The organism is Streptomyces venezuelae (assembly GCF_008642315.1).
GTDB classification, from domain to species: Bacteria; Actinomycetota; Actinomycetes; order Streptomycetales; family Streptomycetaceae; genus Streptomyces; species Streptomyces venezuelae_D.
Window position 1 is genome coordinate 2,600,036 of the sequence record NZ_CP029192.1, and the last position, 14,066, is coordinate 2,614,101.

At 68.0% G+C, this 14,066-nt stretch carries 16 protein-coding genes; 13 read left to right on the top strand and 3 right to left on the bottom strand.

The window, feature by feature from the left end; genetic code table 11:
- Nucleotides 1-170 precede the first annotated feature (170 nt).
- From DEJ48_RS10715 to DEJ48_RS10725, 3 genes are all read right to left on the bottom strand, one after another.
- Entirely contained in the window at nt 171-620 is a 450-nt protein-coding gene (locus tag DEJ48_RS10715; protein ID WP_150221108.1) for an NUDIX domain-containing protein, read from the bottom strand.
- Nucleotides 621-672: 52 nt separating this feature from the next.
- A complete protein-coding gene (locus DEJ48_RS10720) occupies nt 673-1,887 on the bottom strand; it encodes a helix-turn-helix domain-containing protein (RefSeq protein ID WP_150215925.1) in 1,215 nt (404 codons plus the stop codon).
- A gap of 242 nt (nt 1,888-2,129) precedes the next feature.
- Nucleotides 2,130-2,498 carry a GntR family transcriptional regulator gene (locus DEJ48_RS10725; RefSeq protein ID WP_150215926.1) on the bottom strand — a complete coding sequence of 123 codons (369 nt, stop codon included), beginning with the start codon at nt 2,496-2,498 and terminating at the stop codon, nt 2,130-2,132.
- A gap of 833 nt (nt 2,499-3,331) precedes the next feature.
- Between DEJ48_RS10725 and DEJ48_RS10730 the strand changes: the two genes are divergently transcribed.
- The 13 genes from DEJ48_RS10730 to DEJ48_RS10790 all read left to right on the top strand — a co-directional run bounded on the left by DEJ48_RS10730 (nt 3,332) and on the right by DEJ48_RS10790 (nt 13,893).
- Nucleotides 3,332-3,541, top strand: a complete 210-nt coding sequence (locus tag DEJ48_RS10730; RefSeq protein ID WP_150215927.1) for a hypothetical protein — start codon at nt 3,332-3,334, stop codon at nt 3,539-3,541.
- A 175-nt stretch (nt 3,542-3,716) separates the two neighbouring features.
- The gene (locus DEJ48_RS10735) at nt 3,717-4,043 is read left to right on the top strand and encodes a hypothetical protein (RefSeq protein ID WP_150215928.1); all 327 of its coding nucleotides are present in this window, start codon (nt 3,717-3,719) and stop codon (nt 4,041-4,043) included.
- 8 nt (nt 4,044-4,051) lie between these two features.
- Entirely contained in the window at nt 4,052-4,705 is a 654-nt protein-coding gene (locus DEJ48_RS10740) for a GGDEF domain-containing protein (RefSeq protein WP_317850910.1), read from the top strand.
- Nucleotides 4,702-5,043 (top strand): hypothetical protein, encoded by a 342-nt coding sequence (locus DEJ48_RS10745; RefSeq protein WP_150215930.1) that lies wholly within the window; start codon nt 4,702-4,704, stop codon nt 5,041-5,043. Before DEJ48_RS10740 ends, DEJ48_RS10745 begins: the two co-directional genes overlap by 4 nt.
- On the top strand, nt 5,033-6,175 hold the full coding sequence (locus tag DEJ48_RS10750) for a hypothetical protein (RefSeq protein ID WP_150215931.1): 1,143 nt from the start codon (nt 5,033-5,035) through the stop codon (nt 6,173-6,175). Before DEJ48_RS10745 ends, DEJ48_RS10750 begins: the two co-directional genes overlap by 11 nt.
- Before the next feature lie 9 nt (nt 6,176-6,184).
- Nucleotides 6,185-6,433 (top strand): hypothetical protein, encoded by a 249-nt coding sequence (locus tag DEJ48_RS10755; RefSeq protein WP_150215932.1) that lies wholly within the window; start codon nt 6,185-6,187, stop codon nt 6,431-6,433.
- A gap of 236 nt (nt 6,434-6,669) precedes the next feature.
- Complete coding sequence (locus DEJ48_RS10760) at nt 6,670-8,373, top strand: type IV secretory system conjugative DNA transfer family protein (protein WP_150215933.1); 1,704 nt, start codon at nt 6,670-6,672, stop codon at nt 8,371-8,373.
- A gap of 156 nt (nt 8,374-8,529) precedes the next feature.
- Nucleotides 8,530-9,513 carry an NlpC/P60 family protein gene (locus DEJ48_RS10765; protein ID WP_190537323.1) on the top strand — a complete coding sequence of 328 codons (984 nt, stop codon included), beginning with the start codon at nt 8,530-8,532 and terminating at the stop codon, nt 9,511-9,513.
- Nucleotides 9,513-9,737 carry a hypothetical protein gene (locus DEJ48_RS10770; RefSeq protein ID WP_150215935.1) on the top strand — a complete coding sequence of 75 codons (225 nt, stop codon included), beginning with the start codon at nt 9,513-9,515 and terminating at the stop codon, nt 9,735-9,737. Before DEJ48_RS10765 ends, DEJ48_RS10770 begins: the two co-directional genes overlap by 1 nt.
- A 2-nt stretch (nt 9,738-9,739) precedes the next feature.
- The gene (locus DEJ48_RS10775) at nt 9,740-10,114 is read left to right on the top strand and encodes a hypothetical protein (RefSeq protein ID WP_150215936.1); all 375 of its coding nucleotides are present in this window, start codon (nt 9,740-9,742) and stop codon (nt 10,112-10,114) included.
- 2 nt (nt 10,115-10,116) lie between these two features.
- The gene (locus DEJ48_RS10780) at nt 10,117-11,370 is read left to right on the top strand and encodes a hypothetical protein (protein WP_150215937.1); all 1,254 of its coding nucleotides are present in this window, start codon (nt 10,117-10,119) and stop codon (nt 11,368-11,370) included.
- Entirely contained in the window at nt 11,294-12,637 is a 1,344-nt protein-coding gene (locus tag DEJ48_RS10785) for a hypothetical protein (RefSeq protein WP_150215938.1), read from the top strand. Before DEJ48_RS10780 ends, DEJ48_RS10785 begins: the two co-directional genes overlap by 77 nt.
- The gene (locus tag DEJ48_RS10790) at nt 12,631-13,893 is read left to right on the top strand and encodes a hypothetical protein (protein ID WP_150215939.1); all 1,263 of its coding nucleotides are present in this window, start codon (nt 12,631-12,633) and stop codon (nt 13,891-13,893) included. Before DEJ48_RS10785 ends, DEJ48_RS10790 begins: the two co-directional genes overlap by 7 nt.
- Nucleotides 13,894-14,066: the final 173 nt, after the last annotated feature.

The window sequence follows — 14,066 nt, forward strand, 5'->3', positions numbered from 1 at the left end:
ACCCGGAGCCGCCTGCCCTGAGCACAGCCGCAGACGGCTCGCCGCTGTGCCCGATGACATGGGCCCCGGACACTTCGTCCGGGGCCCATGTCATCGGGCACCTCAGTTGGGCAGACGTAGGGCGCTGATGTCCGACCTGGACAACGCGGCACCCGCACCCGTACTCAGCTTCACTGCCCGGGCGGCACGCCATGCTCCAAGTACGCCACCGCGCCTTCATGGCGAGCGACCGCAGCGGCACGGATGCGGCGCGCTAGTCGGGGGATCGTGAGATCGTCCACAGCCTCAAGGGGATGAAAGTCATACGCCTTGATCTCAGAGGCTTGCAGCTTGATCTGCGCCTGAAGCTGACTTGCGAGGGTGCCGCCATCGAAGAGATACAGCACCTTGTCCCCCTCGGAAGGGCTAGGTGCCCAGTCGACGACGAGTAGGCGCCCGATCTCCGGCGCGATGCCGAGTTCCTCCTGAACCTCACGGACGCACGCCTGTAGCGGCGACTCGCCGGCATCCACGTACCCTCCTGGGATGTCCCGGTAGTCCTTGTACGTGGGCTCCAGGAGCATGACGCGGCCGTGGTCATCAAAGAAGAGCGCACCCGAGGCCATCCGCGGGCGCGCCATCTTCGCTTCGTGTTCGTTCTCGGTCTCGCTCACATGACCGAGCCTAACCAGCTCACACCACTCGAAGCCTCTCGGCCAGGTCGGCCACGGAGCGGCTCGGCCGCCCACGAGTACCGCGGACCCAGCCGAGCACGATCTCTCGCGCCATGTAGTGGTGTCGGACTTGCTCCGGCGCCAGCTCTTCCGCGCCCAGGACCACGCTGAGCGCGTCGTCGATGCGGTTCCGAGCCGTTAGTGCCCGCGCCGTTTCGAGGTCGTGCCGCACTCTGCGTTCGACAGGAAGCCCGCTCGTATCGACCTGAGCCCCTAAATCCGCTGCGACCTGGAAATCTCCGAGCTCACCAGCGGTAGCCACCTTGTGGATCGCGACGTTGGTGGGGCCGAAGGCCGTCCACATGTGGTTTCCGTCCGTCCCGAGGCGTGTTGCCGTCGCCTCCGCCTCACGGAGGAAGGCTTGTGTTGTCGCACGGTCCTCTGCGCGAGCTGCGGCCATTGAGCCCGTCAGGAAGAGGGTTCCGTAGACGGACAAGTACGCGGGGGTCGCCTCCCCCAGCCCAGGCTCAAGGAACCCGACGGCATCGCTCACGAGCTGCACTGCGGTCTCGAAGCGTCCAGTGGACAGCAGGCAGTGCGTCACCGACCGGAAGAGCGATCCGATGACGACGTTGTTCCCGCTCTGCTGTGCAGCGGCGAGACCGCGATCCGCAGCCATCCAAGCAAGCTCGCTTTCCCCCAACTTGCCGAGGACCATCGCCGCCCCCTGGTACGTCAAAGCGAGCAGCGCGCTCGCTTCCTCCCGCTCCCCCCCGACGCAGGTGCGCACGGCGAGCAGGGCATCCGAGAGGATCAGGGGCAACTGGCGGGTGGCGAAGCCGTATTGGGACCCCTGGTAGGCGTCCCACACCTCGCTCACGTCGGATCGCAGCGCGGTCAGACTCGGGGGTTCGCCATCCGCCGGCGCGCCAAGGAGTGGGGTCAACTGCCGGTAGTCCATGAGCGCTTCGCGTAGGGCAGGGACCGTGCGTCGCCCGCTGTCTGCGGACCACTCCAACAGCGTCGGTTCGCCAATGAGGTCACCGATGGACACGTCCAACGCGTGAGCCAGTGCCCGGATGACAGAGAGTCTGTCGAGCTCGATGCGGTTGTTCTCCGCTTTGCCGAGCCAATCGGCAGTGCGCCCAACCAGTCCGGCCAGCACTTCTTGGGACACGCCTCGGCGATGGCGGTACCACGCGACCCGCTCACCGATCGTCAGTTGCTGCGTCATTCCTCGCATGACTTCAGCGTCACCTCAGTTGGCATGAGGACCCCGGAAGGATTTTCCGGGGTCAGTTCAGGGTCGCGCCATAGCGTCATGGGTGTCGAGATCGAGACGCCAACGACGGTGGCAAGGAGGCGCGGCTATGTCTCTGACGACTAAGGAACGGCACCAGGTGATGGTGGCCCTTGCGGAGCTCTCCATGGAAGTGGGCACCCTTGCGCAGAGGGCGCAACGGTTGGCATCGCCCGTCACCCCTCCCTGCCCTGCTCCTCCAGCTGTTGCAGGCGTCCGTCCAAGCGGCCCAGATGCTCACGCATCGATTCGATCTCCCGCATGATCGCGGTGAACTCGGCACTTGGGGCCGATACTTCCTGATCTTCGGGGCTGCGAGCGCTCACGAAGTAGCCGCGAGTTGAGTCCGGCGCAACCAATCCCCACTTCGTGAGTAGCTGGACAGCCTTTGTCGCTGTCCCTGGAGCTACCTCAAAGCGTTCAGCGATCGCACGGACCGAAGGCAGTTTCTCCCCGATCTTCACCTTGCCGGTATTGATCTCCTCCCGCAGGGCCTCAGCGATCTGCTCGTTCACCCGTCGCGCGTCGTCAGCAGTCGGCGTCATGCGTCGATGCTAACGCCCTCTGATCTAGCACAGCCAGCACGAACAACACGGACTCTTGTACTGGTTGTATTAGTCGTGCTAGAACAGAGTCAGTTGCTCGCCGTAGAGGCAGAGCACACGTAAGACCTGTTTGACCTGCGCAAACGCCCGGAGAGGTCCGTACTGGCGGGTCGCCTCGAAGGAAGCGATAGCGGTTTGAGAACTGAAGAGTGATCGTGCGGGGCTGACGCGAGAGCGGCGGTAACGGTAGGTGCCTAGGGCGAGGGTCCGGGGGCAAACCGCCGTGATGAACGTGGCTCTCCCCCTACGCGCCTGGCTGGCGCTGCCCGGGTTCGGGTGTGGGGATGTATAGCGGGGCCCCAACGCACGTGGCGGCAAGAGTGAGACCGCCCCCGCGACGACCGGGTGATGTCGTCGGCGGTAACGCCAAGCCCACCGGCTCCGGAGAACGCCCCCGCATCTTGGGGCGCCGCCCGGTGTGGGCCGCCCTGCTGGCGTCGAGCAGTAACGAGACGCACCCGACTATCCCGGCTCGGGGCCGGTACGCCGTGGCAACGGCGTGCTGGTGAAAGCCGTGTTCTTTCGTCTGCAAGGGGGCGGTGTGAACCGACGACATACCCCGGCATCGCCGTCATCGACCGGCGCGGCGATGCCGTCTCACCTTTAACCCGTCAGCAGCGCAGGACGCTGCGGGCGACCGGTCATCTCCAGCTGCTTTCGCGGCGGCTAGCGCCGCGCCGGCTGCCTCCTCCGTCCGTCCGGGCCGCTCTTCGGGGCGGGCCCGTACGGACGGAGTCGAGGGGAGCTGGAGCCGAGTTCTGTTGGGAGTTCTCATGCCTGAGATGCCGTATCTGCAACAGCGCATCCTCGTTCGCGCTGCCCAGCGTGACGATCACGCGGTGACGTCGAAGAACGCCGACGCCTTGATGAGCCTGTACGCGGCCGATCTGGTCGACCGCGGCGCGCTCACGCCTTCCGGGCTTGCCGTAGCCCGGGGCCTGTTGGCCGGCGAGTCCGTTGAAGCCGTCTCGCCGCTGGTCTAACCGCACCACTGCCCCGGCTGGGTTCGACTCCCAACCGGGGTGCTCCGGTCGCCCTTCCGGCGGCTGTGCCGTCGTGAGGCGGCCGTTCATTCATGCGGCGGCGCCCCCGGAGCGGCTACTCCGGGGGCGCCATTGGGCCGTCTGCATCCCATCTGACCTCAGAGGAGTACGACCCATGAATTGCATCGTTGCTGGTCATACCGCCGTTACCGCGAAGGAGTTCGCGGAACTGGCGCTGGGCCTGACTGAGTACGCGCCGGGGTTCGACCCCGAGCTGTTCACCGGCACGGCCAACGAGTTGGAGGAGGACCGGGCGGCACGGCTGGCCGTGGCCCGCGACGTGCTCGCGGACCTGCGGCAGGTCGACCCGGCGGCCGCGGCTTACGCCCGCGCCCTGCTGAAGGTGAGCGACCTGCCGACGCCGGCGCCCCGCACGCGTCGGGCTCGCCGGGGACGGCGGGCGCCGGTGTGCACCGCGCTGGGTCAGGCGGTGGCGGCATGAGCCAGACCTTGACGGCCCTGTCCGTCGCCCTGCCGCTCACGGCCGGATGGTCCCTGAACAGCCTGTGGCTGCGACGCCGGATCAAGGACACACGCCACGACCCACTGACGGGCCTGTGGACACGCGCAGAGTTCGAGAAGCGCGCCTGCAAGAGCCTGGCCCGAGGGAAGCAGCGGGCGGTGCTCCTGCTGGATCTCAACTGGTTCAAGCAGATCAACGACACCTACGGCCACGCGACCGGGGATGCGGTCCTTCGCGCGACCGGCCTGCGCCTGGGCGCGTGGGCGGACGCGCATCACGGCGTGGCTGGCCGACTGGGCGGAGACGAGTTCGCCGCCCTCGTCGACGTGGGCGGCACGAGCGACACCGGGACCGGCAACCTCAACGCGAAGCTGCTGAACCTGATCGGCCGACTCGAACAGCCCGTCATCTTCGAGGGGCGCGTGATCGACGTGCACGTGTCGATCGGGGCGGCCCGCTCCGGGCGGGCTGATCTGTCAGCGCTGCTGCGGCTGGCCGATGAGCACATGTACCGAATCAAGCAGGAAGGCGGCGGTTTCAGCATCGCCCCCGCACGCGAGCACGGCCCGGCGCTGGGCACGGTGAACGGCCGCCGCGCGGGACGCCCTGGTACCCACTGCACAACGGAGGTGACCGCATGAACTACGCCGACACGGTGCAGGACCTCTCGCCTGCCCTGACCGCGCTGCGGTTGCTGGCCGTGGACTTCGCCCAGCTGCCCGCGCCGACCGAGCGTATCTCGCCGATCGTCCCGAAGGAGCTGGATCTTTCCCTGCACGGCGACTTGGGGGCGTTCGAGCCGTGGCGGGCGGCGCTCGGCATCGCCCGCGAAGACATCGACTTCCACACGCAGGGCGACGGTCAGACGTGGGTGCTGTGCGCCGACACGGACTACGCCGGTGCCCGCGTGACCTTGTACGCCTACGGCGACGTGCTGCGTCGCACCCTCACCCTGGTAGGAGGCTGCCATGCGGCGTAAGACATCACCCGAACCGGCCCAGGGGACGCGCACCTCGCGCGCGCTGGACAGGGCCCGGGGCATCAACCCGTTCGCTGTGGTCGAGAAGCTGCTGACGCTGGCGGCACTGACGGTCGTGGCGGTCACCGTCGGCAGCCAGCTCGCCCCGATCCTCGGCCTGCACGGGCGCTTCGGCACCGCCGCGGCCTGGTTCATCGCCCTGGTCTTTGACGCGTTGTGGATCGGCGCGCTGAAGATGAGCGAGCAGGCCATCCGCCAGCGCAGCATCCTGGGCATGGCCGTGATGCTGTCCGTGGCCGCCCTCTCAATGGCTGGGTCGGTCGCGATCCTGCTGCTGATGGGCCATGCCCGCGTCTTCGCCCTGGTGCCGGTGGCCGCCGCCGTGTTCATGGGGCTGAGGATCTTCGCTGACCACATGCTCGCGGACGACGCGACCTCGCGCGTCATCGCCGAGCAGTCCGCCGCCGCCCGCAACACCCTGGCCCTCACCTACGCCGACGCACGCCAGCTCAAGGCCGGCGCGGAGAACGAGGTCGTCGTCGAGACGGCCGAGACGCTCGCGCGGGCACATCGGCAGGCGGTTCAGGCGAAGGCGCTGACCGGCATGCAAAAGAAGATCAACAAGGCACGTGCCAAGGCTGAAGAGAAGCTGCAGTCCTCCGAGAGTGAGCACGGGGCAGCGGCCCGGGCCTTCACCGCCCGCGAACTGCACGTCCTCACCGCGCCCTCGGACGGAGTCCCCGCCATCGAGGCGCCCCCGCAACCGGCCCCTGCGGCGCCCGGCATGGGCGAGGCGGTGCCCTCGGAATCCTCGGAATGCCCTGACCTGCTCGAACACCCCGCCGGACGTGTGTCCTCGGAATTCGGTTCCGAGGATTCCGAGGGGCCCTCGGATCTTTCCGAGGGTCCGGGGCGCAAGCCCAGCATCAGTGATGCGTCGCTGTACCTGACCGGGCGGCGGATCTTCACTGAGCTGGCGCCGCCGAAGTCGCTGAACGGCTTCATCAAGGCCATGAATGCGCAGGAGGCCAAGGCCAGTTACGAGCGGATGGCCAAGACCTACGAGCAGCTGCAAGCCGAGTTCCCCGGCAAGGCGCGAACCGTCCGCACGCCGCCCCGTGACCAGGCATAAGGAGAGGCCATGCCCGTACTGACCGAGACCGAGCAGACCACCGAAACCGCGAAGCCGCCGCAGGGCAGCCACCACTGGGTCATGACGCTGGACCTCCCCGGGCGCCTGTCCGTGACGGCGGCCAACACCTGCACACCGCCGCAGGGCTGGACCCGCCTGGACGTCTACACGGCCATCAGGGAAGAACTCGCGCGGAGCAATCCGGACCTGGCGCGCGCCAACGTCACGTTCTTCGCCCTGGAGCCCAACCAGCTCTGACCCCGAGCCCCCCTTCCGGCACCACTGATGAAGGCCGTCCCCCCCATCGCGTTGGGGGACGGCCTTCGTCACGACTGCCGGAAGACAGTCGAGTGCACCACCGCCCCGGGCCATCGGTTGGCCGGCGGCTGGCGGGCTGGCGGACATGGTCCGCAGGTCCCGCAGGTCCGCCGCGCAGATCCGAGACCGGCCCCGGGGGATTCGTCCTTCCCACCCCAGCTGAGAAATGAGGATGCATGGCCGCCGAAGCGGTCGAAGAGACGAAAGCAGCAACCCCCACCACGAAGACGACGGCCAGGCCCGCAGCACGGAAGCCGATGTCGGAGGAGTCCCGCTGGCTGATCGGCGGGCTCGCCGTCACGGTGCCCGCCTCCGGCCTGGTCTACCGCGACGCGGTCGAGGCGTGGGTCTACGACAACCGCTACTGGCTGCTCGGCATCGCCGTGCTGCTGGTCGGATCCTGCATGCTCGCGATGACCCGGGCCTATCGGCGCAACCGCGGGCCGCGTCCGCGCGAACAGAACCGCACTGTGGCGGCGTTCACAGCCGACGGCCTCCAAGGTCCCGCCCCGCACAGCCTCTCGGGCACCGCAATCCCGCCCGCCCCGCAGGGGCAGCCCCCAGAGGTGCCCGCTTCGTTGCAGAGCGACCGGGCACCCGAGCTGGCCGCTGCGCTGAAGCTGGACTTCGCGGCGGGCAAGCCCCGCACGCTCAGCCGCGGTCGGGTTGAGCTGGGGGAAGAGTGGGTCATCGAGCTGCCGCCCGGCGGGGTGTACGGCGATGTGGCTGGCAAGTCCGAGCGGGTGATCTCCTGGCTCGGCGTGGACGCCACGAAGGTGACCATGCGCCCGGGGCCCACCTCGCGGCATGTGGTCATCACGGTCCTGGACCATCCCGTCTACAGCCGCACCCCGGCCCTTCCCGACCCGCTGGAAGCCACCCGCCGGGGCGTGATCCCTCTCGGGTACGACATGCACGGCGCCATCGTCGAAATCCGCTCTCCGGTCGGCGATACCCACATGCTGATCGCCGGATCGGCCGGTGCCGGAAAGACCGAAGAGATCAAATGGCTCGTCTACTTCGCTCTGGTCAACGGCTGGGACATCGTCCTGGTCGACGCCAAGGGAGACGGCGACCTCGCCTACGCGGAAAAAGCGTGCCTCATCTATGAAGAGGTTCCCGACCACGACCGGATGATGGACATCATCTCCTTCGTGGAAGAGCGGCACGAACAGCGTGCTGCGGAGAACAGCGCATCGGTCAAGGCCGGAAACGGAAAGGTGAAACACCGGCCGCTGCTTTTCATCATCGACGAGGTAAGCACCTACACCGATGAGGCCGACTCGAAGAAGCAGGCAGCGGAGTTCGAGAAGAAGCTGAAGAAGGCTTCCCGGAAGTTCCGTTCATCGAAAATCCTCGTCCTGCTGGCCACGCAGAGTCCGAAAGCTGAAGTCATCAACACGTCGATTCGCGCGAATCACCGTGTGCGGCTGGCCTTCGGGTGCGGTGAGACCAAGCAGTCGGATGTGATTTTGGGAAGCGGTACAGCGGCAACGGGACACGATGCCTCCAAGCTCCCAGCAATCGATGGAGCGGCAATCCTCCAAATCAAGAACCAGCTTCGGGAGATGCGCGGATTCCTCGTCACCGACGAGGAACTCCAGGAGGCCATTGACGCCCGCGCGGAGGAGTTCTTCGACGCGGAGCCCGAACACGTTCGCCTGGTCCGTGAGGCCTACGGCGACGACGTGTTCCTTTCCACCGTCGAGTTCGCCTCCCGGCTCCGTGAACTCGGAGTCGAGATTGTCGGGGAGGGCGACGACACGGCCACCGGCAAGGCGGTCGCGGCGTGGCTGTCCACGTCGTTCGGCTACAGCGTTCCCACGGCCCAGGAGGGCCGTGTCCGGGGCCGCTTCCTGACCGCGATTCTCCGCCGCTGACCACCGTGCCGACACCGTGCAACGACCGTGCGACCACTGTGCAGGACCGCTGGCCCGCCGTGCGGCGCACGGTGGCCACACGGTGCCTGCACGGTGCCCCGCACGGTCTGTGAACTGCATCAATACACCTGCGGAGGGCAGGAGATGAAAGGATCCGTGATCGGCCTCGTGGTGGTCGGATCGAGCCTGTTGGCGGTCACCGCCACGAGCCTGTCCGGCAACCCGGCGGTCAGCGGTAAGGCCACGTCGGTGGCCAACCGCACGGCACCGGGATCGGTGCCCGCCCGCTACGAGCGGCTCTTCAACGCCTGGGGCAACGAGTGCGACGCCATCACCCCCAGCATTCTGGCCGCACAGCTCAAACAGGAATCCGGCTTCAACCCCCGGGCCAAATCGCCAGTCGGGGCGATGGGTATCGCGCAGTTCATGCCCGGAACCTGGCAGAACTCCGGATACGACGGCAACGGCGACGGCAAGAAGGACGTGTGGGATCCGGAAGACGCGATCCCCTCCGCCGCCAAATACATGTGCTCGGTCTCCCGAAATCTGAAGGGTGTGCCCGGCGACAAGACCCGCCTTGCCCTGGCCGGATACAACGCCGGGCCGGGGGCGGTGCAGAAGTACCGAGGCATACCGCCGTACAAGGAGACGGAAAACTACGTCTCCACCATCATGGCGTCTGCCGCGAAGATGGGTCAGACGGTTGGCGGTCAGGGCAACATCGCGGTCGAGGCGGTCAATTACGCGTCCGCGCAGATCGGCAAGAACTACGTCTGGGGCGGAAACGGGGATGGGGACGGCGGCTTTGACTGCTCGGGTCTCACCAAAGCCGCCTTCGCTCAGGCCGGGGTAACCCTTCCCCGCGTCGCCAGCGCCCAGTACACGTACCTGGAAAACGACGGGGCCCTCGTCGAGAAGGACGACCTGAGCATCGGCGACCTCGTCTTCTTCAGCCAGAAGAAGCGCACCGGTTCGGCGAGTGCTGCCGACATCGACCACGTCGGCATCTATCTCGGCAAAGGCCACTTCCTGAACGCCCCTCGCACCGGGGCGAAGGTCCGTATCGAAAAGGTCTGGTGGGACACCTACATGGGCGCCGGCCGCGTCTACCCGAAATCCACGAACACCAAGGAGGTGTGATGGGAAACGGACAGTGCATTGCGACCACGCAGGCCATGTATTCCGTGGCCTCTTCCGCGCAGAGCCTGGAAACGACCGTGACCGTCCTGACGGTCCTGGTCATCTTCCTGGCCCTCGTATGCGTCGGCGCCGTGTTCTTCGCGTTCCGGCTGGGCTCCACCCTCAAGCGCCTCACCGCACAGCAGCCCGCACCCCTCAACCGCACGTCTGAGAAGGAGTACTGAGCATGGGCAAGTACACCGGAACCATCGTCGTCGCCGGTCCTGGTGATGGGTGCATCACCAAGTCGGACGGCAAGAAGGACTGCTCCAAGGGCGCCAAGCAGGTAGTCAAGACGGTCAACGACACCGGCCCGGACCTCGCGCCGGTGGCCGGGTTCCTGCCGCTGTACGGCGTGATCATGGGCGTCCTGGTCGGCGCGGTCATCCTGGCCATCGCCGCCGGAGCCGTGATTTCGGCGGGGCGTGGCGGGATCCAGGCCGGGTTCAAGAAGGACGGCTCGGCACTGAAGAAGACCGCGGTCACGGTCGGCGGTCTGATCGTGCTGCTGCTGGGCGTGCTGGCCATCGGCCCGTCCATCGCCACCGCGCTGGGCGGCTGAGCATGGCCGACAATCCCTGCCAGTACATCAGGGGTGACGCCCGTAAGTACTGCGAGCGCGGCGAGGGCAGCGGCGGCAAGGGGGTCGCGCCGGACGACCTGACGCCGCACCGGCCCGATGCGCTCGATCCGCTGGGCGCCGCCGCCAACTGGCTCTCCGACCAGGCATCGGCGCTGTACCGGCTGATGGACAAGTCGATGATGGCCGCCGCCGATCCCCTCGGCGGCCTGAAGGGCGGCACGCTGGCGAAGGTGTACAACCCGGTGGCGGGCATCGCCGTGCTGATCGGTGCGGTTGTTCTGGTGGGCGGGCTGATCTTCTGGATCGCCCGCCCTTCGGGGCCCGCCTTCAAGAAGGCGGGCTCGGCCGGCGGCCGGTTCTTCGGGCTGCTGTTCCTGGTGACCGTCATCCCGACGGCGGTGGTCCTGATCGCGTTCGCGCTGGGCCAGTTCTCCGCGCTCATCTACGCCGACCTGGCCGACCACCCGTTCAAGGGCATGGAAAAGTCCCTGCTGGGCTCCACCGGCAACCCCTACGGACGCCTGGCACAAGCCGCGGTGGTGCTGTTCGCGGTCGGCCCGCTGTGGCTGCTGTGCGTCATCTCGCCCCTGGCCGTGCTGGCGGCGGTGGTGTTCCTGCCGCTGTCCGCCGCGCTCGGGGTAGGCAAGGGCTGGCTGCAATCCCGCAGCGGGAAGATGCTGCTGCATCTGCTCGCGGCGGTGTTCCTGGCTAGGGTGCCGGTCGCCATCGTGCTGATGTTCCGCAAGGTGCTGCCGAAAAGCGCGCTGAACGATCTGCTGCTGACCGCCGCCACGGCGGTGGTGTGCCTGTACATCCTGCTGAGCCTCCCGGCGATGGCCAAGAGTGTCGCCGCGGCCGTCACCCGCGCCCCCAAGCTGCGGACGCAGAGCGAGGGCCGCACTGCGGTGACCAAGATGCCCGCCGATGCCGAACGCCGGGCCCACGCCAAGCGGCTGGCCGCCGCGCAGTCCAGGCCCGCCAGGGGCAAGATGCCCCAGCCTGCGGCGTCCGTGCACGCGCCGGGGCGCCGCCCCTACGCGGGCGGCGGCAAGGGCGTCCGTGCCGCGTTGAAGGCCCCGGGCCGGTCGGCGCACCCCAGTCAAGCCGCCCCGTCGGCACCGTCCCGTTCTACGCCCGCTCGACAGGAGAGGATCCGCCATGTCCGGGTCACGGACGTACCTGCTCGACCCCCTCTACGAGACCGAGACACTCAAGCTCCCCCCGTCACGCACTGACCTGACCGTCATGGGCGCCGGCGTCGCGCTCAGCGCCGTGCACGGGATGGCCGTGCCCGGCATTCTGGGGACCCTGACCTGCATCATCCCGACGGCGCTTGCCGGGGCCCTGTCGCTGGTCAAGACGGGCGGATCGACGGTCGTCGAACGGGTGGGCCGTCGCGGCGGTCACGCGCTCAGGAAGCGCGCCCTGAAACGGGCCGTGCGCCGGTACGAGAGTGAGCTGGCCTCCTTCGCCGATGATGCGGAGGGGGCCCTGCCCCACCACACCACCTTCACCCACATCAACGATGTGGTCTGGCACGAACGCGACGGATACGCCTTCCCACAGGGTGGGGGCAGGCTGCTGGCCGCGTTCGAGTGGGTCACCGACGGCGCCGCCCTCAAGGACGACGTCCACCGCGACCGCGCACACAACGCGCTGGCCGCGTTCCTGGAGTGGGTCGCGGCCACCGGCCACGGCAGTTGCGTGCGCATCGTGCACGCCGTCAGCCCCCACACGGGCGGGCACGACGTGCGCGCCGAGGGAGACGGCGACCTGGCCGACTCCTACCGCCAGCTCATGGGCCTGGTGAACGGGGCGTGCGATGTGCACTCCACCGTCATCCTGCTGTCCGTGCCCGCCCACGGCCCCGACGTCGAGGAAGAGACCGCCTGGGCCCAAGCCGCCTACGAGCAGGCGCAGGTGTGCGGGATCGACACCGGCCGCATGTGGGACCGCGCCACCTGGGACATCGCCCTCGCCCCGATCAAGGGCAGCGACCCCTACGAGATCCACGAAACCCTGTTCCGGTCCGGGGACTTCGTCACCGCGACCGCGGATGTCACCGACTTCCGGCGGGGGGAGCGGGCCGCGGACTTCTGGCGCCCGATGATCACCACGCTGCCCCGGGTCACCCGCACCACGGTCGTGGAGTACCTGCCCTTGGACCGGCGCAAGGCGGAAAAGCGGCTGGAGACCGGGGAGATGCTGCGCACCGCGACCGCCCGCGATGAGCAGGACGTGCGCCGGGAGAAGACCTCCACCCGCACCGGACGCCGCGCGGCTGAACTGCATGAGGAGGACATCTCCGATGGCGCCGCCTACGTGAAGGTCGCCGCCCACGTGATGATCCAAGCCCGCGACGAGACGGAGCTGAAGGAGTTCCGCCGCGACGTGGAGCAGGGCGCGGTGTCGGCCGGCGCGCACCTGATGTGGATGGACCGCGAACACGAGAAGGGCTGGCACGCCACCCAGCCTCTCCCGGGAGGGGAGATCACATGCTGACCACCACCACCCGCCAGGCAGCGGGCCTGTTCCCCGGATATGCCTGCAAGCCGGTCACCGACGGGGCGCTGATCGGTGCCTCGCTGCTGGATGGCTCCCCGTTCCGGATGACCCCGGTGGACTGCGACCAGGAGGTTCTGCCGTCCACCGGCATGGCGCTTCTGGGCACGCTGGGCAACGGCAAGTCCACCAACACCAAGGTCATGTCGCTGCGGGACATGGCCCGCCCTCGGCGCCGCTACGCCGTCCTGGACGCCAAGGGCGAAGACGGGGTGGGCGAGTGGGACGCGGTCGCCGCGGCCCTTCACCTCACCCCGGTCCGCTTCGGTGACGGGGTGTGCATGAACCCCCTGGATCCTCGGATCCCGCCGCTGCACCGGGTGCAGCTGGTCGCGGTGCTCGCCGAGCTCGGCGGGCACCGGCCGCTCTCTCCGGGGGCGCGCATGGCGCTGGACGCGGCCATGGAATCCCCCGCGGCCCGGACGCTGTCCGGGTTGATGGGCGCGGTCACCTCCCTGGAAGCAGACGCCATCCCCGGGCGCTTCGATGCCGCGCAGCTGCTCGCCTTCGGGCAGGAAGTGGTGCAGGCGCTGTCTCCGTTCATCCGCTCCGCGACCCGCGGGATGCTCGATGGGGAAACGTCGGTGTCGTTGGATGCGAAGCTGACCGTGTTCGACTTTTCCCGCATCGACCGCACCTCCATCGCCCTGCCCGCGCTGATGTCGGTCGTGGGGGTGTTCCTGGAGTCGGTGTGGCTCGCTCAGGGCGGCGCCGATCACGGTATCCACTCGACGTTGATCGTTGAGGAGGCGTGGCAGATCCTCAAGCATCCGGCCACGGCCGCGCTGTTGCAGCGGATGATGAAGTACTCCCGCCGCGAGGGCCTGTCCGTCACCTCCGTTGCGCACAGCGCCAAAGACGCCACCTCCGAGGAGGCCAAGGACCTCCTGCGGCTGGCCTCCACCCGGGTCCTGCACCAGATGGACGAAGGGGAAGCGGAGCAGTGCCGGGGGCTGTTCTCCCTGCCCGACTGGGCGGTGCGACAGATCCCGCTGCTGGGCCGGGGTCAGGCCATCTGGCAGACCGGGCGGCACGTCAACCTCGTGCAGACGTTGGTGACCGACTACGAGAAGCGGCTGTGCTTCACCTCCCGGCGCCGCGACGCCGCCCAGGGTAAAGGCCCCGTCGCCAGGCCTGCCACGCGCGGGCAGTGGTCGTGGGAGATGCCGCCCAACGTCATCGACCACGCCGCCTGAGTCAACAACAGATCGGGATCAAATTCCCTAGGCGCCCATCGGACACGAGCTTCGTCCCACGGGCTTTTGATCCGGAACCCATATCGGAGCACAGTCATACGCAGTGAGAACGACACCTGCACATACAGCTGAAGATTAGGCAGAGCCTGGGTCCCGCACGTCCGAGAGAGTGC